Origin of the sequence: Streptomyces sp. AC555_RSS877, from assembly GCF_019049245.1 — a bacterium.
Lineage (GTDB): Bacteria > Actinomycetota > Actinomycetes > Streptomycetales > Streptomycetaceae > Streptomyces.
The window spans coordinates 1-26,205 of record NZ_JAGMUK010000115.1 but is presented as its reverse complement, the minus strand read 5'-3'; the positions used below and the strand labels follow the sequence as shown (position 1 = coordinate 26,205).

Sequence of the window (26,205 nt, the reverse complement as noted above, 5' to 3'; positions counted from 1 at the left end):
CCGAGAGCTACCTCGCCGGCCTCGAACTCCGCGCCTCGATGATCTGGCTCGAAGAACTGTTGCGAACAGCCGATTGATCACGACATCACACAGGGCCTAGTCGAGGATGCCGAGGGCCGTGTCCGGTCGGCAGTGGACGCAGGCCGGCACCTGCTGGCGCAGAGCCTCCAGCGCCTGCTGCCGGGTGACCGGACGGCACCGGCCGCTCTCGGCAGCCGCCCAGCACTCACCGGTGTGCACGGCGTCGACGTTGGTGTGGTTGAGCCCGTACTGGATCAGCCACTCAGCTGGTGGCGGCCGCATCTCCTCGCCCCGGCGCCGCTCCGCCTCGCGCCGCTCCTCCACCGCGATCCACTCATCGAGCTGGGCAAGGGCCGTCGTCGCCTGCTGCACCACTACGCGGCGAGCGAAGCGGAGCATCTGAAGCCGCGACGGTTCATCGTTCACGTGTTCGATTCTAGGTTCCTGCCGAGAGAGGCGCTGCACTGCCTCCCGGGCCGCCGCGGCCAGGCGCGCCCGCGCGCACGTGGGCATGGCCTGAGCCCGCTGCGCGCCCGGGAAGCTGCCGAGGGCGCCTGCGGCGCGTAGCTGTGAGGCAGACCTGCAGGTCAAACTGAACATCCCGGTCCTGGCCCTCGGCGGCACAGCGTTCATCGGCGACCGCAACGAGTCCCAGATGCGGCTCATGGCCCACGACGTCACCGGACACACCTTCGACGCCGGCCACGACCTCGCAGAGGAAGTACCCGACGAGATGGCCGACGTCGTCCTGCCGTTCCTGGCCGCGCACCAGTAACCGCATCCAGTCGGCTGTTTCCAACTTCGGCGGCAGGCAGTCCCGTTCATTGGCCCGGGCCATCCGGACCGCGTCACGCTACAGCTGACGCCGCACTCCGCTTGGCGGGAACCAGCCATCCTTGGCGCGAACCTGCCATCGTGGCCGGCGGGCGTTCCGGCGCACCTACGCTCGGTTCCATCGGCGTGATCCACGCAGATCTCCGCAGGTGTGCCAAGCCGCCGGGTCGACCGTGGCTCGACCAAGACCGCACCGGGACGGTGCTGACAATGACCCGTACCCATCCGGACCGAGCCGGCGCCCAGGACCCGGACATCGTCGCGGTTCTCGGTGCGTTCGTTCTCAACGGCGCGCTGCTCGGCACGTGGGCCCCTCGGGTGCCGGCGCTGGCCGAGCAGATCGGTGCGGACGAGGGTGCGCTGGGGCTGTCCCTGCTCGGTGCCAGCGTAGGTATGATCGCCGCTTCGATTCTCGCCGGTCGGCTGTGCGCGGCGTTCGGCGCTCGCGTCGTGATGACGGTGTCCGGCGTGGCCGGGTCCGCGATGCTTCCGGCTCTGGGACTGGCGAGGTCGCCCGCGGCGCTCGGCCTGCTGCTGATCGTGCTCGGCGCCATGGTCGGCGCGATGGACGTGGCGATGAACGTGTCCGGCGTGACAGCGACCCGGCGGACCGGTCGGACGATCATGCCGCTGTTCCACGCGGCCTTCAGTTTCGGCACGCTGGCCGGTTCGGTCGGCGCTGCGGTCGCGGCCGGACAAGGGTTGGCACCGAGCCGTCATTTCGCCATCGTCGCGGTGATCTGCGGCGGCCTCACCGTCGGCATCGCCCGCTCGATTCCCGTCGAGGAACTACTGAGGGTGCCTGCAGAGAGCGGGCGCGCCGGGCGGGCACCGTTCAGGCGACCGGTGCTGTGGCTGCTAGGCGGCGTGGCACTGTGTGCCTCGATGGCCGAAGGAGCGACCGCGGACTGGTCGGCGCTGTTCGGTGTGCGGGAGCGCGGTCTCAGCGAGGCCACCGATGCCCTGATCTACTCGTGCTTCTCGATCACGATGGCGTGCACCCGCTTGTGCGGTGAGGCGATCCGGCGTCGTTGGGGCGCACCACGGATGCTAATCGGGGGTGCGGCGATCGGTGGGCTGGGGCTGGCCACCGCGGTCATGGCGCCGTCGCCGGCGCTGACCTTCGCCGGCTTCGCTGTCGCTGGTGTCGGTTTGGCGTACGCGTCCCCCGTCGTCACGGAGTTGAGTGGCGCGGCCGGGCGACGGGCCGATGGGGCGGTGGTGAGCGCGAGGTTGCGTTTGCGACAACCATTGCCTACAGCGGGTTCTTGCTCGGCCCTCCGATGGTGGGCGGGCTCGCCGACCTGACCAGCCTGCCGGTCGCGCTTGGCGCTGTCGCGGTGCTCGTGTTGTTGATCGGCCCACTGACTCTGGCAGCGGGTACTTTCCGGCGCCGGGAGTTGTCGTCGGCCCAGGAATCAGCGGCGAACCCCGCCCGGGGCAGATCTATCCGGCGCGAAATGGGCTGAGCCGGCCGCCACGGTCGTGGGCGCGGGGATTCGTCAGGAGGTGCAAGCCGTGCGTCGTCGCGGAGCGCGTCCGCGTGTACGCACGTGGCCCAGGGTGGTTCCAGAACCTCGCTGACGTTGCGCCGGGTCGATACTGTCCAGGCCGCCTCCAGTTCGTCGTAGCTGTGAGCCGTTCCGTTCCCCCCACGCGGCCGCGCCTCGCGAGCCGGTCGACAACGCCCGCATTGGGCGGCGGGTGATGCGGCGCCGCGCGAAGGAGGATGACCGCGAACGCCGTCGCGGCGGCCCGCGCGGACGCCCGCTTCTACGCGCGCCGGAACTCCCGCCATGAGCACCTGGCCGACGACGAACGCGGCCGGGCGGAACTCGCGGAGTAGGAGCGCATCGACCAGCTGCTCGCCGTCGCGGCCACGAACGCCGTCTACGACTCGTACACCGACGACGACGTCCAGGCGGAGCTCGCCGCCGAAGCCGAGGCCGCCACCGCCCGGGACGCCGAGCCGCGCTAAGCCGCCCGGGTCGCGGCCCGCGCCGATGAGCTCCAATGCTGCGCGCGCAGCCTCCGTCTTCCAGCGCCCCGCCCGATAGCCGGCCACAACCCGGTCTGTTTCCGCCAGCTTGGTCGCAAGTTGTGTAGTGACTTTGTCGCCCTCAAGGCCGGGCGCAAAAGCGGTCCGCGGAGACACCAGTAGCAACCAGCGACACAGCCGGGGCCAACTCGGGCCGCCCGCGCGGGGACGAACGACATCGCACCAATGACGTGTTCGCGGGTGAGGGCCGGTTGCACCTGGGGCTGAGGGCCTTGTCCCACCGCGAGGCGGCGGGGATCATGACCGCGTGCAACACCGAGAGGGACTCCACGAACTGCTCTCAGGCGCCGGACTCGCGGTCGTCGAGGACATGCGCCCGGGCAGCCTGTTCCCGCCGGAGGCCGGCTGGCGGATCGCGCGGGGGATCGCGGCGCCGGACGGCGCGGTCCGGGAAGCGCTGGACGCCGCGTGGTGGCACCGCCTTGCCGATGGCGAGTTCCTTGTGGCCGTCCTCGGACATCGGATCGGCGGCAACGACTCCTGTTGGACCCGCGTCCGCTTCGCGGGCGGCGGTGTGCCGGGGCTGACCGGTGACCCGGGGTTCGTGGCGCTCTCCCTCGACGGGCAGGTGCTGCTGGGGGAGGTGCCCGGCGCGGACGGGTCTCGGGTGACGGCCCTCGACCGGCTGCCGGAGCGGCTGGCGGAGGCCGCCGCGGCCGCCGGGTGCGAGACGGAGGTCGAGCGCGCCGAGGTGTGGGCGGCGGTGCCCGGCCGGCCGGCATGGCCTTTGCACTGGGCGGAGGGGATCGGGTCCAATCCGGCCGCGCCGGACGAGCTGCTGATCCGGCTGCTCGATGTGGAGGTGCGCTTCCTGAACGGCTGCGACCGCGAAGTCCGGGGCGGCGCTGGATCGCCCCACCAGGCAGCCACATCAGCGCCCGCCCGGCCACCCATGTTGACTCATGCCGATCAAAGAGCGCGATGCGGTGTTCACAAGCAGCGCCCCCAACGGGCTCCGGTGGTAATCGGTCGAGCCGGTCCTGGCGCTGCCGCTCGTCTAGGTACGGAGAATCGCCTCGAACTTGGCTGCCGGCACGGCCCGTTGCCCATCCGACCCGCTCATTCCAGACCAGCGAACCACCGAACGGGAAAGCACGAGCCAATGATCTGCAAGCCCTAAGCGACGCTTTTCGGGTGAGTAAGGTTTGCGCCGTTCGCCGGATTGAAGACATGCGCCTTGCCCATGTCGACCTGCAGGTCAACGGATTCCCCTTCGCGGGCGCGGGTAGCAGCGTCCAGGCGGGCCACGACTTGAGGAGTGTTCGAGCCGGTGTCACGCAGGCCCGCGTCCGCAGCGAGTTCCTCGAGTTCGGACGTCTTCGCGGCCGCGCCCTCCGCCGTGAAGTAGACGAACACGTCGGAGCCCAGCGACTCGAGGACGTCCACGGTGACGGTGAAGCGAGGGCGGCCTCGTTCTTGTGCCAGTGCCGCATCCTCGAAGGCCTCCGGTCGGAGGCCGACGATGACATCGCGCGGTGCGTTCTGGCGTTCCAGTGCCTGGCGCGTACGGTCGTCCAGGGGCAGGCGGCCCACGGGGGAGCGGAGGGTGTTGTCCTCCAGGGTCGCCGTCAGGAAGTTCATCGCAGGGGAGCCGATGAAGCCCGCGACGAAGAGGTTGCGCGGGTGGTCGTAGAGCTGTGCGGGTGTGCCGACCTGTTGGACGAGGCCCTGTCGCATGACGACGACGCGGTCGCCGAGCGTCATGGCCTCGGTCTGGTCGTGTGTGACGTACACGGTTGTCGTGCCCAGGCGCCGTTGCAGCCGGGAGATCTGGGTGCGCATCTGTACTCGGAGTTTGGCGTCCAGGTTGGACAACGGTTCGTCCATCAGGAAGGCCTTGGGATCGCGGACGATTGCCCGTCCCATGGCCACCCGCTGACGCTGGCCGCCTGACAGGTTGGCGGGCTTCCTGTCCAGGTGCTCGGTCAGGTCGAGGACGCGGGCGGCCTCCTCGACCTTCTCGTTCACGGTGGCCTTGTCGACCTTGGCCAGGCGCAGGGGGAAACCCATGTTCTCCCGGACGCTCATATGCGGGTACAGGGCGTAGCTCTGGAACACCATCGCGATGTCGCGATCTTTGGGGGTGAGATCGTTGACGATCTTGTCGCCGATGCGCAACGTGCCCTCGGTGATGTCTTCAAGACCCGCGATCATGTTCAGGGTGGTGGATTTGCCGCATCCGGACGGACCGACGAGGATCACGAACTCGCCGTCGGCGATGTCGAGATCCACGTCCTTCACGGCGAGGGCTCCGTCGGGAAAACGCTTGGTGACTCCCTCGAGGATGATCTCGGCCATGGTGGTGTCTCCTTGCCTTCTCGCCATCCGGCTCTGGGGTGTCCCGGATCGGATGGCTGCGGACCGGCGGCCGGCCGGCGACGGTGGCCGGTCAGCCCTTGACCGCTCCGGAGGTGAGTCCGGCGACGATGCGCCGCTGGAAGAGCAGGACGAAGATGATGATCGGAATGGTGATCACCACGGCCGCCGCGGCGATCGATCCGGTGGGCTGCTGGAACTGCGAGCTGCCGGTGAAGAACGCGATCGCGGCCGGTACGGTGCGTGCGCTCTCTGTGGAGGTCAGCGAGATCGCGAACAGGAAGTCGTTCCAGCAGAAGATGAAGACAAGGATAGCCGTGGTGAACACGCCCGGCGCCGCCAGCGGCACGATGACCAGCCGGAATGCCTGCGCGGGCGAGGCGCCGTCCACCTTGGCCGCCTTCTCGAGATCCCAGGGAATCTCCCGGAAGAACGCTGACAGAGTGTAGATCGCCAGCGGCAGGGAGAACGTCATGTACGGGATGATCAGCCCGATCCACGTGTCGAAGATGCCGAGGATCCGCTCGATGTTGAACAGCGGGGACACCAGTGAGATCGGGGGAAACATGGCGATCAGCAGTGACATGCCGATGAGCACCTGCTTGCCGGGGAACCGCAGTCGGGCCACGGCATAGGCGGCCATGGTGCCCAGTACCACCGCGATTGCCGTGGCGATCAGGGCGATGCCGATGGAATTGATGAGGGAGCGGGTGAACTCGGACGTCTCGAAGATGCCCCGGTAGTTCTCCCAGGTCCACTTCCTGGGGATGTAGTTGCCGTCCGTCAGAGTGCTCGGGTCCTTGAACGACAGCGCGGCGATCCACCACACCGGGAACAGTGCGTAGAGCACTACCACCACGTTCACCACTGCCCAACGGGTGGCGTGTGCCTTGCCCACAGCAGTCATCAGCGCTTCACCTCCGCGCCGGGTGCGGCCGCCCCGAACAACTTGATGAAGGCGAAGGCGATGATCCCGACGCAGATGAAGATCAGCACAGAGATCGCCGACCCGATGCCCAGGTTCAGAGCGGTGAACAGGTTGTGGTAGCCGAGGATCGACAGGGAGCCTGTCCCCTGGGCTCCCGAGGTCAGGATGAAGATGTTGTCGAAGATCCGGAACGCGTCGAGGGTGCGGAACAGCAGTGCCACCAGGATGGCCGGCTTCATCAGCGGCAGTACGACCTTGGTGAAGCGTTGCCAGGCATTGGCCCCGTCCACCATGGAGGCCTTCAGGGTTTCCTCGGGGACCAGAGCCAGGCCGGCGAGGAGTAGCAGGGCCATGAACGGCGTGGTCTTCCACACCTCTGCGAGGATGATCAGCCACAGGGCCGGCCACTGCTCGGTCAGCGGAGCCTCACCGCTCGGCAGCAGCTCGGCTAGGTATCCGAGCTCCGGCGTCCAGGCGTACTGCCAGGAGAACGCCGCGACGACCGTGACGATCCCGTAGGGGACGAGGACCGACGTGCGTACGGTGCCGCGGCCGAAGATCGTACGATGCATGACCAGCGCGAGCCCCATGCCCAGGACCAGTTCGACGGCTACGGACACCCCGGTGATGAACAGCGTCACCCAGAAGGCGTCCCACCAGAACGGGGACGACAGGACCGCTCCGTAGTTGCTGAAGCCCACGAACTTCGCCTGAGCGGGGAAACGCAGGTCGTATCGCTGGAGCGACAGATAGATGGCGTACCCGATGGGGTACGCGGTCACGGCCACCATGACGGTGACGGCCGGTGCGCACAGCAGCCAGCCGAGCCGCCGCTCCTGTCGGGCACCGGCGGACAGTGCCGCCTGGTCCTTCCGCGACTGCCCCGCATCGAAGGGCTGCGGGGTCCCGGCCGGTTCCGCCTGCATGCTCATCGCGGGCCGCCGGGGGAGCAGGCCCGCGCGCTTGAGCGCAGACGGGCGGGACAGCGGGGCAGGTGGGTCACGGGATCACACCCTCGGACTCAAGAGCCTGGTCGATCTGTTCTCTGATGGTGTCGACCGAGCTCTGCGGACTGATCGCGGCCGGTGGAGACAGCGTGTGGGAAACCGCGATCGACACGTTCTGGTACGCCGGGGTGATCGGGCGCACGCTCGCCGACTCCAGAGCCGCCAGCACATCCTTGGCGAACGGGTAGTCCCTGATGAACGACGGCTCGTCGTACAGACTGCGCATCGTGGGCGGCAGACCGCCCTTGAGCGCAGCCGTGAGCTGGTTCTCCCGGTTGCGCAAACACAGCGCCGCCTCGAAGGCCAACCCGGAGTTGCGTGAGTACGCGCTCACGGCCAGGTCGATACCGCCGATGGTGGGACGTGACGGACGGTCGGCGTCGACCCGCGGGTAGGGCGCCCAGCGGAAGTTCTTGAACAGCTTCGGGTTGTTCGCCTTCATCGACGGATAGACGAACGGATAGTTGATCTCGAACGCCGCCACCCCGGACTCCATGGCAAGGCGGTTCTGATCCTCCATCTGGTTGGGAAGGGACGGGTCCGCGGCCGGGGAGTTCGCGAGATCGCGCATGATCTGGGCGGCTCGCACGGCGGGTGGACCGAGCGAGGGCTCGGTGGCGCCGGCGTTGAGGATGGAGCCGCCCGCGCTGTTGACCAGGCTGTTGAACCAAACGGTAAGACCCTCGTACTGAGCGCCCTGAATCTCCACCAAGTGCGGTCTGTCCTGCTGAGCAAGGTCGCGGGCCATGTCCAGCATCTCGCCCCAGGTTCTGGGCGGAGTCGGCACCAGGTCGTTGCGGTACCACAGGAGTTGCGTGTTGGTGTTGTACGGGACGGCGTACAGCTTGTCCTTCCAGGTGGCGGTCTGCAGTGGTACGCGCAGGGTGCCCTCGGTCGCCTGCTGCTTCACCTGCCCGGTCCACTCGCGGATCCAGCGGGCCTCCGCGAACTCCGCTGCCCACGTGACATCCAGACCCATGATGTCGACCGAGGTGTCCTCGGCCGCGAGCCTGCGCACCAGTTGCTCTCGCTGCCCGTCGGCGGCGCGCGGAAGCCGGTTGTAGATGATCCTGTAGCGACCGCCGGACGCCTGACTGCACTTGTCGGCGGCCTGCTGAAGTGCACCGGAGTCGTCGGGGAAGTTGTACCAGTTCAGGGTGATCCGGCCGTCCTGCGCATCGTCACCACCGCAGCCGGAGAGTACCGACGCGAGCAGCGGCAGTACGGCGAACGCCCGCAACCGCCGAGACCTTGTGAGCCGCGCTCTTTCCTCAGTCGACCGGAGCCTGGGATCCGGCCGGAAGCCACATTTGGCGTGCACTCGTTCCACACCTCGCTTCCGGGGTCGGCAGTCGCGGGACTCGCATCCGCACAGATTCTCTTCCCCGGGGACATTAAATGGGATGTATAGTGACATCAAGCACATTTGCCTCTAAATTTTCATCGGGTAACCAAAGCGTTTTGGTACAGCCTTTTGGTCGGTGTGCCGGGCAGCGGTGCGTGGGGCAACTCACTGAGTGCTCCTTGCGTTGCCGCTCCAGGGTGAGAACCGCAGCGGCGATTGACGACATTCGGTTCAGCCCGCGGCACGGGCACCAGCCGAGCGTGGCGTCGCACGACTGAAGTCGTGACGGGAGTTTGCAGCGGCGGTCACCCTCCTTGGGCTTGCATGGGTCCCGGAGCAGCTGACACAGGACGGCGCGGACGCGGCGGTGTGGCGGCGTCGGGGACGGGAGGGCGAGCAGACGCTGACGACCGCGCTCGACATCCCCGACTGCGACGCCTCCACCGCCGTCAGGCCGCCCGCGCCGACGCGGAACAGGAGGAGCGCCGGACCGCTGAGCGGGAGGTACGGCGGCTGGAGTGTGGGTAGTTCACCGACCAGCGCTGGGAGGAGACCACCACACGCGGGTACGTCTGGGGCCGGCAACCCGTCCGTGTGCCGCTTCTACTGCGCCGACTACGACCCGGCAGCGTCTACTCGCCGGAGTACGGGCCCGTCTTGCCCGTGAACGGGAAAGTGGATAGCCCTCCATACACGGGCCCCGGCGGGTGGTACGGCCAACCCATCCCCAACCGGTACAGCAAGGCCAGTGCGAGGACTACCGCGAGCGGTGCGAGCCACCTGGCTGCCCGTCCGCCTGGAAGGGGCCACTTCCGCTCCTTCGGGCAGATGTTCACCGAGCGCCAGGGCGAACGGCTGCCGCAGGGGCTCGACGCCCTCCGGCGAGATGACCTTCCCACTCTCCACACCCTGCCGCATGCATCGACCGTGACCACGACGCGGTCAATGCCGGCCTCATACTGCCCTGGAGCTCCGGCGTCGTCGAAGGCCACGTCAATCGGATCAAGATGCTCAAACGCCAGATGTTTGGCCGGGCCTGCTTCGCTACTACTGCGGAAGAGGATGCAGGCGAAGACACGTCGTCCCGGACAGTGAGGGGCCCTCGCGGGTCGGCGCGGTGCCGGCCGACGATGCGTTCGACGGCTTGGGCCAGGTTGTGCAGCAGGAGCCAGGCATCGTCCACCTGCCGTGACTGCGGACGTCGCGCAGGCGCGGCCGCGGCGCACGGCGAACTTGTCGACGTCGGGATGCGGAACGGTGCCGACTTGAGGGACGGGCAGTGCACGAATCAAGCGGAGGAGGATGTCCTAGTCGATGGTGATGGCCACCCGTCCGCGATCGCGGTGCACCCCAAATCAGCGACAGAGCCAGATCGTGGGGCGCGGTCGCGGAGGGTGTCCCTGGACCTTCTCAGAGGCGAGGCGGTCAGGTGGTTTGGAGTCGGAAGTGCAGTAGGCCGGTGGCATCAGCAGGGGCTGGCTTGCCGTCCGGATCGGTGACCGCGGTCACGGCCAAGCCGGCGGTCGTGGCCAGCCTCACGAACTGGTCCCGGGTGTACCAATGCATGGTCCACGGGCGGTCTTCGATAGTGCTTTCTGATTCGTGGTGGCGTTCGTAGCGTAGAAGCGCCGTCTGTGTCCGGGCTGTCTTGTCGCGTTGCTCGGCGAGGACGGACACACGGAGTTCGGCGCCGTCGGGTGCGGCGGCCGTGCGCACCCGACCGATCTGTTCGGCTGGGGTCGGTTCGGGGGTGAACAGGGGCACCAGGGCGGTGCCGCCCTCGGCCAGGTGAGCGCGGATGGCGCGCAGGGCGGCGAGCGCTGTGGCGTCGTCGGGGAGCAGGGTGAAGGTCGGCCCGGCGAGGAAGATCGCCCGGTAGCGGCGGGGCAGGTTCAAAGCTTCCATGCGCTGGTGGAACACGGTGGCAGGGATGTCTTGTTCGGCTGCTCGGCGCCGGAGCCGTTCCAGCATGTCGGCGGAGGAGTCGACGCCGTCGACGTCCAGGCCACGTCGGCGCAGTTCGAGCAGGGGCTCACCGTCTCCGCATCCCAGCTCCAGTGCCGGCATGCCGGCTTGCTGAATGAAGGCTGCGTAGGGTTCGGGGTCCTGGGAGAAGGACTTCAGCGGCCCGTAGAGTGCTGCGACGATGCCGGTGTAGAAGTCGGCTGGGTCCACGCGCGTCACCCTACGCAGCCCCGTTCCTAGGTGCGCTCGAATAATTGAGATGCCCAGGTGGGTGGCCGTTGGGTGTCCAGGCTGGCGGCCGTCAGAAGCCCAGATGTGTGGCAAGTGGTGGGGTGGGAGTGGCATAGCGGGCTCAGCCCGGTGAACGGGGCTATCCAGGATGACTCCGACGCCGTGATCACTCCCGACATGTCAAGATCATGGCGCCTGCCTTCACTTCGTGGCGCAGGTGCGGAAACTGGTACGCCCGGCTGACGCTTTCCCCTGATGCCTCGGTCGAGGAGGCCATCGACGTACTCGAGTGAATCCCCACGGATCACCTGCTCTCCCTGGACGGAGCGTGGATCTACGTCACCGCTGTGTCCCGGTCCGGGATGAGTTACCTGAACTTCGCCAACACGTACCTGGGCGATCTGGCACCTCACATCATGATCGTCCGTATGAGAATCCACTGTTGACCTGCCCGGCCTGGGTAAGTCGGACGGTGCGCGGGGTGCGGTCGAACAGCTTGACTCCGAGGTCCCCTTCGAGGAGCTCGATCTGATGACTGAGCGGCGACTGCGCGATGTGCAGGCGCTCGGCGGCCCGCCCGAAGTGCAGCTCTACGGCGACGGCCACGAATCCGGTGAGATGTTTCAGCTCCACGGGGGCGGCGATACGTCGCCGTATGGGATGCTCCGCCCGTAGATCATCGTGATGACTACGTGCTGAATGTATCGAGAGAACTGCCGTCGGCAGGGACGACGGTGATGACGGAGGGGGCATTTCCGTGAGCGATCTGGTCAAGGGGGCCAACACATTCGTTCCGACAGTGCCGTTGCGCATCGCGGTGCGCGGCGAACTGCGGGCGACGGCGCTGCTGCTGGCGGCGGACGGCCGCGTCCGGGGGGACCAGGATGTCGTGACCGACGGCGCCCCGGCACATCCGTCGGGCGCGGTGCGCCTGGCGGGGGGTGCGGACGGCACCACATGGCTGGAGGCGGGGCTCGGCGAGGCCGAGGCGGACGTCGAGCGGGTGCTCGTCGTCGGGTCCACGCGCGGTGGGACGGTGCGGGAGACGGGGGTTCCGTCGGTCGAGGCGTACGCGCCGGACGGGACGTCGGTCGCCCGGTATGAGGTGGCCGAGGTGGGGGACGAGACGGCGCTGGTGCTCGCGGAGTTGTACCGGCGGGCGGGCGGCTGGAAGTTCCGGGCGGTCGGCCAGGGGTATGAGGGCGGGCTCCAGGCGCTGGCGGCGGATCACGGTGTGGAAGTGATTCCGGTGGCGGGGGCGGCGCCGGTGGGCGTGCCGTTCGCGCCGCCGGTGGGGGCGCCTGCTGCCGCACCGATACCGACACCCATTCCGGCACAGGCACAGGCCCAGGTACCGGCACCGACCGTGGCGGTGCCGAGCACGGCGGCTGCACCTCCGCAGGCTCAACCGGCGCCGCAGGACTGGGCGTTTGGCCCCGTTTTCGAGCCGCGCACGCTCACCGGCCGCGACAACGACGTCATCCAGGTGGACGGCCTCCCGCCGGGCCCGGTCGTCGTCGAGCTGTTCGTCCGCGGCGAGGGGTGGACGTGCCTGACGCCCCTCAACCGGCGCAACAAGGAGGGCGATGTCCTCGTCAACAGCACCGAGGACGACTTCCAGGGCAGGCTGCTCACCACGGTCCCGCAGGGCGACCCGCTGCGCCTGCGGCTCCAGGCCGAGGGGCGCTGGCAGGTGACGGTGCTGCCGCTCGCCGCGGCCCACCGGCTGACCGGAGAATGGCTGGAGTGGCGCGGCCCGGACGTCCTGCTGCACACCGCGGGCCCGGCAGACTTCGCCATCCGCTACAAGGGCGACGGCAACCTCATCGCCCACCGGTACGAGCTCGAGGGCCACACCGACCACGCGACGCTCCCGCGCCGCGAGAACTTCATCAACAAGATCGGCGCCCGCCGGGAGACCCACCCACTGCCCGAGGGGCCGGTGATTGTCGAGCTGGAGATGGCGGACGGCCCGTGGCGGGCCAGGCTCAGGGGCGTCGGGCAGCGGGAGGACACCCCGCCCGAGGACGGTGCCGCGTCCCAGACGTTCGCTCCGTTCGCGGTGCCGGGCCCGGAGAAGACGAGCACCGTCCGCAAGTCCTCGCGCTGGGGCTGGCGCGGCAGGGACTGAGCGGCGTACGGGCGGGCGTTGTCAGTGGCGTCTGGTGCAATCGCTCCATGACCGCACCAGACGCCGCCCGCCGGCTGCCCGACATCCCGACCCTGCGCGCCCTGTGCCGTGCCCTCGCGGCGGCGGAGGCGATGGTCAACCCGAGTGGTGAGTACGGGTACCACAAGTACTCAGCGAACTGGGGCGAGTCCGAGGAGGCGCTGTCCGTGGACACCGGATCGGGAGACGACTGCACGGTCATCTTCTCCCCGGCCGGTGTCTACATACGGGCCTTCAGCCACGAGTCGCCGATGAGCCCGTACGGGAACGACGAGGAGCAGGCCTGGCCCGGCGTCCTCGACTCGGTGCCCGAGGTCTTCCGCGCGTACGTCGACGAGCCCGCGTTCACGGACGACGGCCTGCCGCGCGTCACGGCATGCATCTGGCGCGCGACTGGCGACACGCACTGGCACACCGGTGACATCGCGTTCCCCGACGAGGAGGAGGACGACGTGGACGGCGCGGAGTGGCTCCTCGACCTCCTCATCGAGGGCACCCCGGAGGCGTTCCGGGAGTGGGCGGAGGACTACTACGAGCGGCCGGTCGACCTGGAGGCGGTGCGCCGCGTGTACGCGGAGGCGGGCGTCCCGGATGCCGCGGGGCAGGTGCAGAAGTAGCCCTCCACCGCGCCGGGCGGCGGGAAGTCGTGCGGGAGCAGATCCGACTGGCAGCCGGTGCGGCCCTGGTAGGCAGCGCGTTGACGATCTCCCGCATCGCGTACCGGCCCTGATGGCCGCTGACCGGGGTATTGGGAACTGCTGCTGGGTGACTGGGCATGAGTGACTTCTGGTGAGCGTGAATGAGTGTCGGAGCTGGGTTCTGTTCCGCTGCGTTTCACGCCTGTCCTGAGGCATGTTGTGGCTCTTCGCTCTTCGGAGGGGAACGAGAGTTCCTGGATCGAATGGGTGGCCTTTTGTGCAGGCTGCTCGTTGACTGCGGTGACGGGGATTTTCAGCCGGGGCGGGCTGGCTGGTTGCGGGAGGTGGCGGCGTCATCCGTGGTGCCCGGTCCTTCCGGGGTGGCGATTCGGGACCCGCTGCGAGTGGTGCAAAGCAGCCACGACTGCCCATTGTCGGTTAGGCCATTGCCCCGGACCACTGTCGACGCAAGTAAGCCTGGGAATCGGTCAACGGGAGTGTGCTCGATGCAGAGTGGGGCCATTTTGCCCGAGGCCCACGTTCGCGTGATGGCCGCAGCCGGGTGGGCAGGGGGAGCGTCGGAGAGGGGCTGGGAGGATGGTCGGACTGGTGGCCCTGACTCGACGAACACCGGTGGAAATGACCAGCAGGAAGGACATTGCCGAACGAATGCACCCTACGGTTGCCAGTGGAGTTCCCTTCCCGTTAATCTGTCGGCCGCATCCTCAAGATCACCGCAGGCTAATTCTCGACCTGCTGGCGACAGAGGGAAATCGGCGGCCCGGCGAGATGTGTCGATCGGCGACTGCGGGGGCGCACGGGAAAGGAAATGCAGTGGGGAAGACCTTCCAGAGGATTGTCAGGAGTCTGGTCGCCATGACCGGAGTCTTTGCGATCAGCGTGGCCATGTCCGGAAGCGCGTCTGCCGGCACGGAGGGGCAGTGGGTTTACGACACCACCTACTCTGCAGAAGCCAAGTTCTTCGCCTACGGCGAGCACTTCAGGGTTTCGGACGTCAGGGCGGACAACCACTCGGCCGTCGGGCGATGGCGCCAGCCCGGCCCGGTGGATGTAGCTCAGTACCACTACTGCTGGGACGCCGACGGAGCTCTCAACGGGTACAACGACTGCAATTACGCGCTCCCCGAGGGAACCTACGTGTATTACCAGGCGTGCATCGGCGAATATGGGGCCCGGGATGTCTGGACATCGACCTGTGGCCCAACCCAGCTCACCATAGTCTGATTTGACGTTGTGAACCATGGCGGTCTTTGCCCATTCGCGGCAAGGGCCGCCTTTGGTTGCGTAGGTGCGGATGCCGACATGATGAGAATGAAGATGGGCAGGAGTGCGGAAAGCGATGCGCAACTGGCAGTCCGGGCGACCCTGGCCGGTGCGGCGGTGGTCCGCGACCTGTACGGGACCTCGCTGCGACGGATCGACACGTCCGCCGGTGACCTTGCCACGGCTGCCGACCTCGCGGCCACGGCTGCCGACCTCGCGGCGGAGAAGACCATTCTCGACGTGCTGCGACGACGCGCGCCGATGACGCCGTAACGGGAGGAGAGAGAGCGGACACACACCTGGAAGTGATCCCGGGGACGGCTTCAGAACCTCTCGGCTGGTGGTTCCAGATCATGGACCGCTGACATCCGCGAACTGGCCACAACGGGACTGTTGCTGGCGCTGTCACGTTGCTTGATGACGCGGGAAGCTCTTCGGGTTGGTCATGCTGTAGGGGTGGTTCGTGGAGAGTGCGCCGCCGTCGTCCAAGGAGCACCTGTACCCGGTCGAGATCATCGCTCAGTAGGTGTGGCTGTACCACCGCCCCCCCTCAACTTCCGCGAGGTCGAGGAGTTGATGCTCGAGCGCGGTGTCGTCGTCTTCTACGCGTCGGTCCGCCGCCGGTGAGTGAGGTTCGGCCTGGCCTACGCCGACGCGATGTGCCGCAGGCAGCCCCAGCCCGGGGGACAGGTGGCACCTTGGCGAGGTCTTCATCAAGATCAACGGTGACCACGAGTACCTGTGGCGGGCCGTCGATCAGGACGGGATGCTGCTCGACATCCTCGTACAGAACCGGCGGGACGCCGCCGCGGCCAGGCGCTTCTTCCCCTTTCTGGGAGAACCACCGGTCGTTGACGTTCTCCCGGGCCCCGGGCCCCGGGCCCCGGACCCCGGACAGCCGGTCGCAGGCGATGTGCGTGCCGTACAGCACCAGGTGTGTCATCCCCTCGGCGAAGCAGAGGCCCAACGCCGCGTGTCGATCAGGGGCTTGGGCGGCCGGCACACCGATGCCCTCATGGAGGTAGCGGTAGCCGGTGGCCTGCGAGATCCCGGCGTCCGGGCCAGGCAGTGCACGCAGCCGTGTTCTCGGAATCAGCGCAGCACCAGTGCCGCCGCCTGGCGGAACCGGCCCAGGTGCGAGAGCCCTTCGGGGCGCCGATCCCGCGCAGGTGGGCGGCCGGCAACCGGGGAGGAACTCCGCGTTGTGGCGTGGGACGTCGAGCGCGGCAGCACAGGTGACCAACGTGAAGCCTCTGGTTCGAGCGGACATGATCTTGGCAGACCAGTCCTACCAGGGGCTTCACGCCTGCCCGGCCTCGTGGGCCACCCGGAGATCATTTCGTTGGGGAAGCGTCAGTGGGTAAGGGCCGCGCTGGGCTCAGCCCCAGGTCTGGCCGGCCGGTTCCTTGATCGTGCGGTTGATCCGGTTGAAGAAGTTGGTCAGCGCGATCTCCAGGTTGATCGCGCCGATCTGCTCCTCGGTGAAGTGGGCGTTGGCCTCTTCCCAGATCTCGTCGGTGACGCCCGGTGCACCGTCCTGCAGTCGGGTTGCGGCCTCGGCCAGCGCCAGTGCCGCGCGTTCCGCGTCGGTGTAGAACGGTGCCTCGCGCCACGCTGCGAGGTTGTGCAGCCGCTCGTCGGTGTCACCGGCCTTCTTCCCGCCGGCGACACTGGCGTAGACGCACGCCGAGCAGCTGTTGATCTGGCTGGCGCGCAGGTGGACCAGCGCGAGCAGCTTCGGGTCGACGCCCCCGGCGGCGATCGCCTTCTGGAGGTGCTGGATCGCGGTCCACACATCGGTGGTGTTCGTGTTCTGGTTCTTGTTCTTGAGCCGGTTTTCCATGGGGGAGTGCTCTCCTTCATCGGGTTACGTTGCGGCGCCTGTGCGCGTCATCCCTATGACGGAGCAGCTTCCACGGAGGTAACAGCATGGCCGGCACCCATCCGACGGACCCGATCGTCGATGCTTTCGAGTCCCACCGTGACCGCCTCCGCGCCGTCGCCTACCGCATGCTCGGATCACATGCCGATGCGGAAGACGTGGTCCAAGAGGCGTGGTTGCGTCTGTCCCGCCAGGACACCGACACCATCGACAATCTCGGCGGCTGGCTGACCACCGTGGTCGGCCGCATCAGCCTCGATGTCCTGCGGTCGGGCCGGACGCGCCCAGAAGTCTCCTTCGACGACCAGCTGCCCGAATTCACCGTGACGCTCGACGACGCTCCCGCTCCGGAAGACCTTGTGGCACTCGGGGACTCCGTCGGCCTCGCGCTCCTCACGGTCCTCGACTCGCTGCGCCCTGACGAACGACTGGCGTTCGTGCTGCACGACGTGTTCGCCGTGCCCTTCGCGGAGATCGGCACCATTCTCGGCAAATCCGCCGACGCGACCAAAATGCTCGCCAGCCGCGCCCGCAGGAAGGTACAGGCCGCCCAGCAGCCCGCCAGTGCCGGACAACACCAACGCGAGGTGGTCCAAGCCTTCCTGGCCGCAGCCCGCGACGGCCGGTTCGAGCAGCTGCTGCAGGTTCTCCACCCCGAGGTGAAGTTCACCGTCCACACCCCGAACGGCACGTTCGTCACGCTAGGGGCCACCGAAGTCGCCACCCGCGCGCGAGTGGCCGGCAGTGCGGCACGAGGGCATGCGGCGACCGTCAACGGCCGCCCCGGCGTCATCTCCTGGAGCGAGGACGGCACCCCGCTTTCCCTCCTGGCCTTCACCGTCTCCGACGGTCACATCACCGAGATCACCGCCGTGGTCGACCCCGCCAAACTCGCGCTCATGGACCTGCCGGACCCGGTGTCAGTCGATGGCCGGCGGAGGCCGCGCACGCTCGAAGTGGTCCACGGCTGTTCCCGCAGAGACGTTAGCCTCTGGGGCCGCGTTTGAGATCTGCGTGGGTCGTGGGTGAGGAGGTGTTTCAGCCTCTGCTGGTGAGCGATGCACGAGTCCCCTTCGTCGGTGGCTTCAGAGAGCTTGAGCAGGGCAGCCCAGATAGGCTGTCGCTGTGGTCTGCGGTCAGGGCCGAGGCGTCCGTCAGCGCTCGGGAGATGGTCAAGTATTTGCAAGGCGGTGCCCTGCTGGCTGCGACGACCACGCTCACGCGTGACGTTCTCAGCCCTGACCACCCTGTGATCGGCGGGCTGCACCTGCTGACGGACGGGCACTGGCTTAGGTACTCGGACCTGGCCCACTACGTCGAGCACTACCATGTGGCGCTCGACCCGCAGTTCACCGCGCATGCGCAGGCCAATGGCTGGACGGTCCCGCAGCTCGATGACGCGGACCTGCTCGCACTGCAGTCGGTCCTTCTCGGCGACGATGCGGACCGAGCGATGACCTATGAGCCGGTCGTGTGTCCCGCTGCCGCGGTCGGGTGAGCGGTCGGGGACCGGGCCGGGTAGCGGGACCGGTGCGCGTGAGCCGCCGCACCATGACGTCGATCAATGCCCCCGACGGATCATGGTTTCCGAGCGGGCCGGGCTGGCCTCGTAGTCGCGGGCCAGGCTGCGGTGTGCGGTGAGCTACGAGAATGTTCGCTCTACCGCCCACCCCTTCGGTTGTACCTGGAATCCGGGAAGCGACGGATCTTGGCGCGGCCGTGGCCGTGGGGTGCTGGCGGTCAACCCGTAGCGGCATCGGCTCCCGCCCCGGGGTACCTGCCGCCCAGTCCCGGGATCAGCACCGTCGCCACTGCCAAATGCATCAGAGCGAGGGAGACCCGGGTGCCGCTGTCCATGCCGTCGCCGATGAACGGCAGGAAGGAAAGGGCCAGTACGGCGCCGGCCACTCCGGTCCAGATGGCGCGGGCGTGCCGCGCCCCGAACCGCTCCAGGACGGCCATCAGTCCCCAGCCGGAGAGCGACGCGAGCAGTGCGACGACCGCCACGGGCACGGCGCCGATGTCGAGCGTCTGCTCGCCGTCGGTGATCCACAGCCGGTGCCCCAACAGTGGGTCTGCGACGAGCCACACCAGGACGGGAGCCAGAACGGCCAGGGCCGTAACCCCCAAGCGCCTTCTTCGCGCGCTCACTTGGCGCTCTCCGAGAGCGCCCCATGCAGGAAGACCTCCACCAGTTCCTGCGGTGTCAGGTCGGGCTCGTCCTCCGTACGCGGCTGGGTGAAGAGCAGCCCGAAGAAGAGGGCCGCGATCTGCTCCGGCGGCCGGCGCAGGGCGGCCTTGTCGGGCTCCAGCAGCTCCGCAAGGGCCGCGCGGATACGGATCGTTGACTCGGTGCGGCCCGCGCCGCGCACCGTGCCGGGGTGCTTGCCGCCGCCATGCCCCAGCGAGCCGGCGATCGCACCCATCCTGGACATGTGCGCCTGCAGCGCCTCGGCCGCCTCCGCGAGCCGGTCGGGCAGCGGCTGGGATACGTCGATCGCGTCGAGTTCGCGGACGGCGTGCTCGGGGGAGAGCGCCTCAGCCATGCAGGCCTGCAGCAGCTCGTCCTTGTCGGCGAAGACCCGGAAGATCGTGCCCTCGCCGATACCCGCGGCGCGGGCGATCTTCGCGGTCGTCACCGCGGCGCCGTACTCGGCGATCAGCGGGATCGCAGTCTGGACGATCATCGCGCGCCGCTGCTCCGGCGACATGCTGGGGGCGCGGCGGCGGGGGGTCTGGTTCTCCTTAGGTGCTGTCATGACTGTGAGAGTACGGAGTGAGTACTCACTCCGTCAATGAGTGAGTACTCACTCCGTTCGATATCTCCCGTTCTCGGCCGCTTGTCGTTGACGCGCCACCAAGATCGACAATTGCCGCTGGAGTATTCAGTAGGCGGCCGCGAGTTGCTGCCAGTGCCCGCCGCTTGAGGCCCGGAACGGCCCCTGGCGGCGTGGATCTCCGATGCGGGCCTTGCGGTTCTGCAGTGGTAACCAGCTGGGCAGCCCCTGGCGGTCGCCGTTGCCATCCGTGACGGCCTGACCAGCTCGGCCCACCTCCTGGACGAGGCAGCCCCGGGGTACTGAGCCGGGCAACTGCTCCTGCTCCGGCTCGCCGAGCGCGACGCATTCACCCCCTTCACGATCCACGCCGCTTGCCGCCTCGCGGGCACCTAGCGCACCCGGCGGTGGGGAGTCAGAAGGATTGCGGTGCAGCTTGCCTGATGCTCCGTCAGTGCGCAGCAGGTTGAGGTCCGCGTGCGGCGGGATGCGGCCCGCTAGGGCTCGTCCGGCGGGTCATGGGCCGAGTCAGGCCGGACCGAGGCGAGGGTCGGACAGTGCCCTAATCGTGTTGACTGCCTCCGGCCAGCAGTGCTGGAGTCGGCACGTGGACAGCATCCCCGCCAACCGGCGGCTCTGGAACCAGATCAGCAGCGCCTACCAGCACGAGCACGACCCGCAAATCGGCGCCACACCCCGGCTGTGGGGCATGTACTCCATCCCCGACGCGCACCTGCACGCCCTGGGCGACGTCACCGGCAAGCGCGTCCTCGAACTCGGCTGCGGCGCCGGCCAGTGGTCCAGGGCGCTCGCCGCCGAGGGCGCCACCGTGGTCGGGCTCGACCTGTCCGAAGCCCAACTCGCCGCAGCGTCCCGCGCGATGGGAGCGGCCCGCTACCCGCTGGTGCAAGGCGCCGCCGAACAACTCCCCTTCGCCGCCGACAGCTTCGACCTGGTGTTCTGCGACTTCGGTGGGCTCAGCTGGGCGCCCCCGCACCTGGCCGTCCCGCAGGTCGCACGCGTCTTGGGCCGAGGCGGGCGCCTGGTGTTCAACGTCGCCAGCCCATGGTTCGAAGCTTGCTACGACGAAGCCGCCAGCCGCGTGACCACGACGCTGCAGAAGGACTACTTCGGGCTGCACACCATCGCCGAAGACGACGGCGCGACCAGCTATCAGCTCACCTACGGCGACTGGGTCAAGGTCCTGCGCGGCGCGGGCCTCATCATCGACGACCTCATCGAGCCGCGGCCTGAACTCGGAACACCCAACGGCTACAACGAAACCGACCCACCCGACTGGGCACACCGCTGGCCGGCGGAACTGCTCTGGGTAACTCACAAACCGTAAGTTCCGCCGCGCCGAGACGTGAAGGCATCCCTTCGCCGGACAGGCCCTAGCCGAGCTGCCGCAGCACCTCGGCGATGGTGGCCCGGTACGTCTGCAACGCGTGCAGTCCGGCGGCGTAGCGGTCGCGGTGCCGCGTGATGTCCGCGGTCTGCTTCTGCGCCCGTACAGCGTGCCAGAGCTCGGCCGTATGGTGGCGGCGCTTGCAAGTGACGTCCGCGGCGGCGGTGGCCCGCTCCCGCTTCGTATGCCGGGTGTTGCCGTCACTGCCCCGCTGCCAGGCGGTGTCCGTGTACGCCGCGACGGGGTCGGGATAACGCGTGAATCCTTGTTCTGCCACACAGCGGGACCACACATCCCAAGCCGCGCGGAGGCGCGGGTCGCGCTTGACCGCCTTGTCGACCTCGATCGCCCGTTCACTTGCGTAGAGCCAGTCCCGCTTCAGGTCGATGCCGCGCATCAGCCGCCGACTCGCCTCGGCGTTGCAGGCGGGGAGGTCCGCATACTCGGCGTTGGTCATCCGACGGCCCTTCGGCCGGAGAGCTTGGGACTTTGCCGGGTCCCAGCCGTAGCCCCAGCGGTGGGCGGCGGCGAGATCCAGGGCACCGTAGTCGGTGCTGACCGCGGCGGCGATGATGGGATCGGTGGGGTAGCGGGGGTCGAGCGGGAAATCCCGGTGGCCGCGCTCCGCCATGCACTGCCGGACCAGCAACGCCGATGCCCGCTGCGATCGCTGGTAGTCCTGCGGCGTGTAGTCGTAGCGGTCGGCCGGGAGGGGGCCGAGGTCCGACGCCGTACGGACCGCCTCCGGGCGTTCTGGACCGGAGGCGCAGATCGCCGCCAGTATCGCCACGGCCCCCAGGAGCCACCCCCGTCTCGTCATGCGCAGGGATGCTAGCGGACAGCGTGCAGCGGTCGGCCGTGGCCCCCACCCAATCAACCATGCAGGCCAAGGCCCTTGATGACTCGCTCCATGGGGCGATGGTCGCCTGACGGCCCATCGCTTGAGCTGTGTCCGGGAGCGCGCAGGCCCGGCTTTTGCGGACGATTTAGCACATCCGCGACTTGTTCAGCAGTGGCTACGAGCTGGAGCGGTTGGCCGTTTGGGCGCTGCGGGCGGTCTGCGGGTCGCCGGTTCGGCACGAGGGTTCGGCGGTGGCTGCGAGCAGGGCGGCGTCGTCGTCGACCCGGTCGGGGGTGTTCAGCAGTTCCATGGCCCGTTCGGTGATCTGCTGGGGGTCGGGGCGGGCGGCGGCGGGCAACGCGCCGCACATCTGGCGCAGGGCCGCCAGGCCGTCGCTGAGGGACAGTGCCCGGTTCTCCACCAGACCGTCGGTGTAGAGCAGCAGGCTCGTGCCGGGCCCGAACGCCACCTCGCAGTCGACCGGGGTGCTGCCCAGTCCCAGCGGCAGCGCCGGGGGCAGCTCCAGGTAGGCCGTGTCGGCGGCTATCAGCAGGGGAGGCAGGTGCCCGCTGGCGGCGTAGCGCAAGCGGTGATGGTGGGGGTCGTAGACCGCGTAGAGGCAGGTGGCGAAGCGTTCGGTGGCGAGTGACTGCATGTATGCGTCCAGTCTGGTCAGCACCTGGGCCGGGCCGGCGCCCTCCAGTGCGAGGCTGTGCAGGGCGGAGCGGAGTTGGCCCATCAGGGTGGCGGCTTCCACGTCGTGACCCATGACGTCGCCGATGGCCAGCCCCACGGCGCCGTCGGGCAGGGCGAGCACGTCGTACCAGTCGCCGCCGACTTCGGCGCCGCGGTTGCTGGCCCGGTAGTGGGTGGCCAGGCGCACGCCGGGTACCTGGGGCAGGCGGTGGGGCAGCAGGGCGCGCTGCAGGGTCAGGGCGAGGCGGCGTTCGTTGTGGTACCGGGTGGCGTTGTCGTAGGCCAGGGACAGACGGTGGGCGAAGTTCTCCAGATACTTGTGCTCGACCGCGGAGTACTCGCCGGTGTGCCGGACCAGTACCAGGGCCCCCAGCGTTTGGTCGTGGGCGTGCAGCGGCAGGGCCAGCACGGCGGCGGGCGCCGGGTGCGGGCCGGCTGGGGCTGGGGCGGTGCCGTTGATCGCGCAGGTGGCGGCGCCGTCCAGAGCCTCGCGGGCGAGAAGCGGGGTGCCGGCGATGTGTGCCGGGGGAGACTGCGCCGGGGCGGCTGCCGCGGCGGTGAGGTGGATGCTGATCTGGTCGGCGAAGTCGGGCAGCAGGATCTGGCCGGCAGTCTGCAGGATCTGGTCCGGGTCGAGGGTGGCGGACAGTCGCAGGCCCGCGTCGGCCAGGGAGGCCAGCACGGCCAGCTGGTTGCGGGTCTCGGTCAGGACCTGTTCGCGCAACCGGGACAGCTCCACCCCGGTGCGGACGCGCGCCAGCAGCTGGCGTGCGGAGAAGGGTTTGGCCAGGTAGTCGTCCGCGCCTGCGTGCCGGCCCTGTACGGATTCCTCCTCGCCGGTGCGGGCGGTGAGCAAGACGATGGGCAGGCGGGCGGTGCGCGGGTCGGCGCGCAGCGCCCGGACCAGCTCGAAGCCGTCCATGCGGGGCATCATCACGTCGCTGAGCACCAGCTCCACCGGCTGCGCCAGGGCCATCTCCAGGGCGGCCCTGCCGTCGGCGGCGAGCAGCACGTCGTAGTCGGGCTGCAGGAGCTGGATGAGGTAGGCGCGCATGTCGGCGTTGTCGTCGACGACCAGCAGGCGGGCCCGGTGGGGGCGGCCGGTTTCGTGTGGGCCGGGGGAGTGGGGGGCATCGTGGTTCGCGGGGGCGTGCGGGGTGCGTGCTGCGGCGGTGGCCGCGGCGGGGACGGGGTCGGCCGCCAGCCAGCCCAGCGCCTCGTCGACATAGGCCGCGGCGCGGCCGGGCCCGCCGTCTCCGCCTTGGCCGGGGGTTTCCTCGGAGGATCCGGCGGCGGCCGCGGGCGGGGCCGGGCGGGGCCGGTGGGCGGCGGCGAAGGGGAGGTCCACGGTGACGGTGGTGCCCAGGCCGAGCCGGCTTTGGACGCCGACGGTGCCGCCGTGCGCTTCCACCAGGTCCTTCACCAGCACCAGTCCGAGACCGCTGCCTTCGTGGGAGCGGGAGCGGGCGCCGCGGACCCGGTGGAAGCGCTCGAACAGGCGCGGAAGCTCGTCCGCGGTGATGCCGGTGCCGGTGTCGGTCACCGTCAGCCGGGCCCGGTCGCCGGCCGCGGCCATCTGCACCCGAGCGCCGCCGGTGAAGGTGAACTTCAGGGCGTTGCTGAGCAGGTTGAGGATGATCTTCTCCCACATCTCCCGGTCCAGGGGCACCGGCTTGGGCAGAGGCGGGCAGACCACCTCCAGCGTCAGGCCGGCCGCCTCGAAGGCGGAGCGGAACACCCCGGCCAGCTCGGCCGTGGCACCGGCGAGGTCGACCGGCTCAAGGGCCGGGCGCATCTGCCCTGCCTCGGCCCTGGCGACGTCCAGGAGGGTGTTGACCTGCTTCAGCAGGCGCAGGGCGCCGCGCTCGGCCAGCTCCAGCTGCTCGCGCCGCTCGGGCCGGTCCTCGTCGGCCAGAGCCTGCTGGAGGGGGCCCAGGAGCAGGGTGAGCGGGGTGCGGAACTCGTGGCTGACGTTGGCGAAGAAGGCGGTCTTGGCCCGGTCCAGCTCGGCCAGCGCCTCCGCTCGCCGACGCTGTTCTTCGTGCGCGAGCGCGGCCGACAGCGCCCCGGCCACGGCGGAGGCAAGCACCTCCAGGAAGTCGTGGTACGCCCCGGCCGGAGGGAAGCAGGGGTTGACGCCCACGACCAGGACGCCCTCCACCTTGCCCGCGCAGTGCAGGGGCAGGGCCAGTACCTGCTCGACCGGGAGCCGGGAGGCCGCGGCGTGCTGCCCGGCCGTGCCGGCGCCGGTGAACGTGGCGGCCGGCAGCGTGGCCGGGGCCCCGTCGGCGACCACCTGCGCCAGCCGGGCCGCCACCCGCGGCCCGTCGGCCGCACTCAGCGCGGCGGTCTCGGCCGCCGGTCGGCCGCTGCATCCCCGGCCCGGAGGCCAGGTACAGGCCCAGAAACGGGATCTCCTCGGGGTAGGAGCCCGCCACCTCGGCGACCACGCGGGCGACCTCGCCCGGGGCGGTCAGCCCGGCGGTGCGCGCGCCGGTCTCGCTCAGCAGACGCAGCCGGCGCTCGCCCAGTACCCGGCCGGTGGTCTCGGTGAGGATCTGCAGCACGCCGCCGGCGGTGCCGTCGTCCAGCAGCACCGGCTGGAAGGCGGAGTCGAAGTAGCACTGCTCCAAAAAGCCGTGGCGCTCCATGATGAGCAGTTCATCCGGGACCAGCAGGGACGTGCGGCTGTCGGTCACGTAGTGGAAGTGGGAGCTCACAGGGTGGGCCCAGACCTCGGGGAACACCTCGCTATAGGGCTTGCCGAGCGCCCAGGGGTGTTTGGCACCGACAATGGGTGTGGAGCCCAGGTTGTACAAGGTGGCGAATTCAGCCCCCCAGTACAGAGCCATCCCATGCTCGGAGGTGAGCATGAGGCGCAGGGTGTCCACCAGGGGATCCGGCCAGGAGATGGGGGGCCCGAGTGGCGTCGCCGCCCAGTCGATCCCTGCCAGAAGCTCGCCGAACGCACCCCCTTCGGCGAACACCCGGGCCGCCGCGGTGCACGGGTCATCGGGCCGGGTCATCGAGAGTTCTTCCTCCTGGCGCCTTCGCGATCCGCCCGCGCCCTCTCAAGACTGCCGACGGTCACTCGCTGCGTGACCTTCCGGGCAATCGGAGGCCGGAGCCCAAGGATCTGGCTACACTCTGCCCGATTTATAAAGTTTAAACAATTAAAAGGCTATTTGCACAGAAGTGTACGCCTGCGCTGTGCTCGGCCGGCCCGGTGACGTCGCTGCTCGAATTGACGCCGACGGCCGAGCACCGGCGTGGGCACGGGGGGATGTAGGACGCGGTCAGCCACGGCCGGCTGGAGCCGCTCCGCCTGCGCAGGCTGCTGGCTTCCACGCCGCTGCCGCGTGTCGCCGACGGGCGGATCGTGCTCGCGGTGGACGTGCGTAACTGGCTGTGTCTCGGTGCCCCCACCAGACCCGAGTTGCTGTTCTGTCACGTCTACGGGCGGGGCAGCGCGGATCAGTTGATCCCTAGCCGGCCCTACTCCTTCCAAGCCGTAGCCCTGGCACACCCCTGACCAGACGACGACGTGCGACACCACCCACTACGGCAGCGCCGAAGCCCTTGGCTGGGACCGGATGCACCCTCGATTGCGAGCCGGTGCCCCTGACTCGACCACTGCGGTGAACTCCCCCTGATCCGCTGCACGTTGATCCGGCTGAAGGTCGACCACCTACCTGGTGACCCCGACTAAGGAGTCCTTGCAGAAAGATCGTGTTGTGGCACGGTGGAGAGGTATGTGATCCCGTCTTTTGTGGGGTGTGACCATGGCGCGGCGGAAGCCGTGG

The 26,205-nt window shown here is 68.9% G+C and carries 21 protein-coding genes and 5 pseudogenes; 12 read left to right on the top strand and 14 right to left on the bottom strand.

Annotated features, from left to right (window positions below):
• Positions 1-96 precede the first annotated feature (96 nt).
• Positions 97-447 (bottom strand): DUF6233 domain-containing protein, encoded by a 351-nt coding sequence (locus KUM49_RS36565; RefSeq protein ID WP_217241265.1) that lies wholly within the window; start codon positions 445-447, stop codon positions 97-99.
• A gap of 163 nt (positions 448-610) precedes the next feature.
• Here KUM49_RS36565 and KUM49_RS36560 point away from each other — a divergent pair.
• The 3 genes and pseudogenes from KUM49_RS36560 to KUM49_RS36550 form a co-directional block, all read left to right on the top strand.
• Positions 611-796: pseudogene (locus KUM49_RS36560) on the top strand (alpha/beta fold hydrolase); the annotation flags it as partial.
• Between the two features lie 269 nt (positions 797-1,065).
• Entirely contained in the window at positions 1,066-2,163 is a 1,098-nt protein-coding gene (locus KUM49_RS36555) for an MFS transporter (protein WP_217241264.1), read from the top strand.
• A gap of 998 nt (positions 2,164-3,161) precedes the next feature.
• On the top strand, positions 3,162-4,034 hold the full coding sequence (locus KUM49_RS36550) for a hypothetical protein (protein WP_254402339.1): 873 nt from the start codon (positions 3,162-3,164) through the stop codon (positions 4,032-4,034).
• Here KUM49_RS36550 and KUM49_RS36545 read toward each other — a convergent pair.
• From KUM49_RS36545 to KUM49_RS36515, 6 genes and pseudogenes are all read right to left on the bottom strand, one after another.
• On the bottom strand, positions 4,031-5,212 hold the full coding sequence (locus KUM49_RS36545) for an ABC transporter ATP-binding protein (RefSeq protein WP_217241263.1): 1,182 nt from the start codon (positions 5,210-5,212) through the stop codon (positions 4,031-4,033). The two genes, KUM49_RS36550 and KUM49_RS36545, sit on opposite strands and share 4 nt — an antisense overlap.
• Before the next feature lie 91 nt (positions 5,213-5,303).
• Positions 5,304-6,137: a carbohydrate ABC transporter permease gene (locus tag KUM49_RS36540; protein ID WP_254402338.1), complete on the bottom strand. Its 834-nt coding sequence runs from the start codon at positions 6,135-6,137 to the stop codon at positions 5,304-5,306.
• Positions 6,137-7,090: a carbohydrate ABC transporter permease gene (locus KUM49_RS36535; RefSeq protein WP_254402337.1), complete on the bottom strand. Its 954-nt coding sequence runs from the start codon at positions 7,088-7,090 to the stop codon at positions 6,137-6,139. Before KUM49_RS36535 ends, KUM49_RS36540 begins: the two co-directional genes overlap by 1 nt.
• Positions 7,091-7,157: 67 nt before the next feature.
• On the bottom strand, positions 7,158-8,405 hold the full coding sequence (locus KUM49_RS36530; protein WP_254402336.1) for an ABC transporter substrate-binding protein: 1,248 nt from the start codon (positions 8,403-8,405) through the stop codon (positions 7,158-7,160).
• Between the two features lie 1,530 nt (positions 8,406-9,935).
• Positions 9,936-10,685: a class I SAM-dependent methyltransferase gene (locus KUM49_RS36520; RefSeq protein ID WP_217241269.1), complete on the bottom strand. Its 750-nt coding sequence runs from the start codon at positions 10,683-10,685 to the stop codon at positions 9,936-9,938.
• A gap of 465 nt (positions 10,686-11,150) precedes the next feature.
• Positions 11,151-11,339 (bottom strand): annotated as a pseudogene (locus tag KUM49_RS36515) (LysR family transcriptional regulator); the annotation flags it as partial.
• Between the two features lie 124 nt (positions 11,340-11,463).
• Here KUM49_RS36515 and KUM49_RS50005 point away from each other — a divergent pair.
• From KUM49_RS50005 to KUM49_RS36490, 5 genes and pseudogenes are all read left to right on the top strand, one after another.
• Positions 11,464-12,837 (top strand): TerD family protein, encoded by a 1,374-nt coding sequence (locus KUM49_RS50005; RefSeq protein ID WP_217241261.1) that lies wholly within the window; start codon positions 11,464-11,466, stop codon positions 12,835-12,837.
• Between the two features lie 47 nt (positions 12,838-12,884).
• Positions 12,885-13,493, top strand: coding sequence for a hypothetical protein (locus KUM49_RS36505; RefSeq protein ID WP_217241260.1), 609 nt, complete (start codon positions 12,885-12,887; stop codon positions 13,491-13,493).
• Between the two features lie 855 nt (positions 13,494-14,348).
• Positions 14,349-14,759 (top strand): hypothetical protein, encoded by a 411-nt coding sequence (locus tag KUM49_RS36500; protein WP_217241259.1) that lies wholly within the window; start codon positions 14,349-14,351, stop codon positions 14,757-14,759.
• Between the two features lie 87 nt (positions 14,760-14,846).
• Entirely contained in the window at positions 14,847-15,071 is a 225-nt protein-coding gene (locus KUM49_RS36495; protein WP_217241258.1) for a hypothetical protein, read from the top strand.
• A 253-nt stretch (positions 15,072-15,324) separates the two neighbouring features.
• Positions 15,325-15,624: pseudogene (locus KUM49_RS36490) on the top strand (DDE-type integrase/transposase/recombinase); the annotation flags it as partial.
• A 552-nt stretch (positions 15,625-16,176) separates the two neighbouring features.
• On the opposite strand, the gene KUM49_RS36485 reads toward KUM49_RS36490, so the two are convergent.
• The gene (locus KUM49_RS36485; RefSeq protein WP_217241257.1) at positions 16,177-16,641 is read right to left on the bottom strand and encodes a carboxymuconolactone decarboxylase family protein; all 465 of its coding nucleotides are present in this window, start codon (positions 16,639-16,641) and stop codon (positions 16,177-16,179) included.
• A gap of 86 nt (positions 16,642-16,727) precedes the next feature.
• Between KUM49_RS36485 and KUM49_RS36480 the strand changes: the two genes are divergently transcribed.
• Entirely contained in the window at positions 16,728-17,687 is a 960-nt protein-coding gene (locus KUM49_RS36480) for a sigma-70 family RNA polymerase sigma factor (protein WP_254402335.1), read from the top strand.
• Between the two features lie 44 nt (positions 17,688-17,731).
• The gene (locus KUM49_RS36475; RefSeq protein ID WP_308406927.1) at positions 17,732-18,178 is read left to right on the top strand and encodes a hypothetical protein; all 447 of its coding nucleotides are present in this window, start codon (positions 17,732-17,734) and stop codon (positions 18,176-18,178) included.
• Positions 18,179-18,182: 4 nt separating this feature from the next.
• Here the strand turns inward: KUM49_RS36475 and KUM49_RS49055 are convergent.
• The 4 genes and pseudogenes from KUM49_RS49055 to KUM49_RS36460 form a co-directional block, all read right to left on the bottom strand.
• Positions 18,183-18,394 (bottom strand): annotated as a pseudogene (locus tag KUM49_RS49055) (IS5/IS1182 family transposase); the annotation flags it as partial.
• 26 nt (positions 18,395-18,420) lie between these two features.
• Positions 18,421-18,831, bottom strand: coding sequence for a DUF6069 family protein (locus tag KUM49_RS36470; protein WP_308406926.1), 411 nt, complete (start codon positions 18,829-18,831; stop codon positions 18,421-18,423).
• Positions 18,828-19,439, bottom strand: coding sequence for a TetR/AcrR family transcriptional regulator (locus tag KUM49_RS36465; RefSeq protein WP_217241256.1), 612 nt, complete (start codon positions 19,437-19,439; stop codon positions 18,828-18,830). Before KUM49_RS36465 ends, KUM49_RS36470 begins: the two co-directional genes overlap by 4 nt.
• Before the next feature lie 126 nt (positions 19,440-19,565).
• Complete coding sequence (locus KUM49_RS36460; protein ID WP_217241255.1) at positions 19,566-19,826, bottom strand: hypothetical protein; 261 nt, start codon at positions 19,824-19,826, stop codon at positions 19,566-19,568.
• A 238-nt stretch (positions 19,827-20,064) separates the two neighbouring features.
• Between KUM49_RS36460 and KUM49_RS36455 the strand changes: the two genes are divergently transcribed.
• Positions 20,065-20,805 (top strand): class I SAM-dependent methyltransferase, encoded by a 741-nt coding sequence (locus KUM49_RS36455; RefSeq protein WP_217241253.1) that lies wholly within the window; start codon positions 20,065-20,067, stop codon positions 20,803-20,805.
• Between the two features lie 46 nt (positions 20,806-20,851).
• Here the strand turns inward: KUM49_RS36455 and KUM49_RS36450 are convergent, their stop codons facing one another.
• Together KUM49_RS36450 and KUM49_RS36445 are read right to left on the bottom strand one after the other, a co-directional pair.
• Entirely contained in the window at positions 20,852-21,685 is an 834-nt protein-coding gene (locus KUM49_RS36450) for a hypothetical protein (RefSeq protein WP_254402333.1), read from the bottom strand.
• A 196-nt stretch (positions 21,686-21,881) separates the two neighbouring features.
• On the bottom strand, positions 21,882-24,719 hold the full coding sequence (locus KUM49_RS36445; RefSeq protein ID WP_308406925.1) for a SpoIIE family protein phosphatase: 2,838 nt from the start codon (positions 24,717-24,719) through the stop codon (positions 21,882-21,884).
• 987 nt (positions 24,720-25,706) lie between these two features.
• Between KUM49_RS36445 and KUM49_RS50880 the strand changes: the two are divergent.
• Positions 25,707-25,934, top strand: a pseudogene (locus KUM49_RS50880) (transposase); the annotation flags it as partial.
• Between the last annotated feature and the right edge of the window lie 271 nt (positions 25,935-26,205).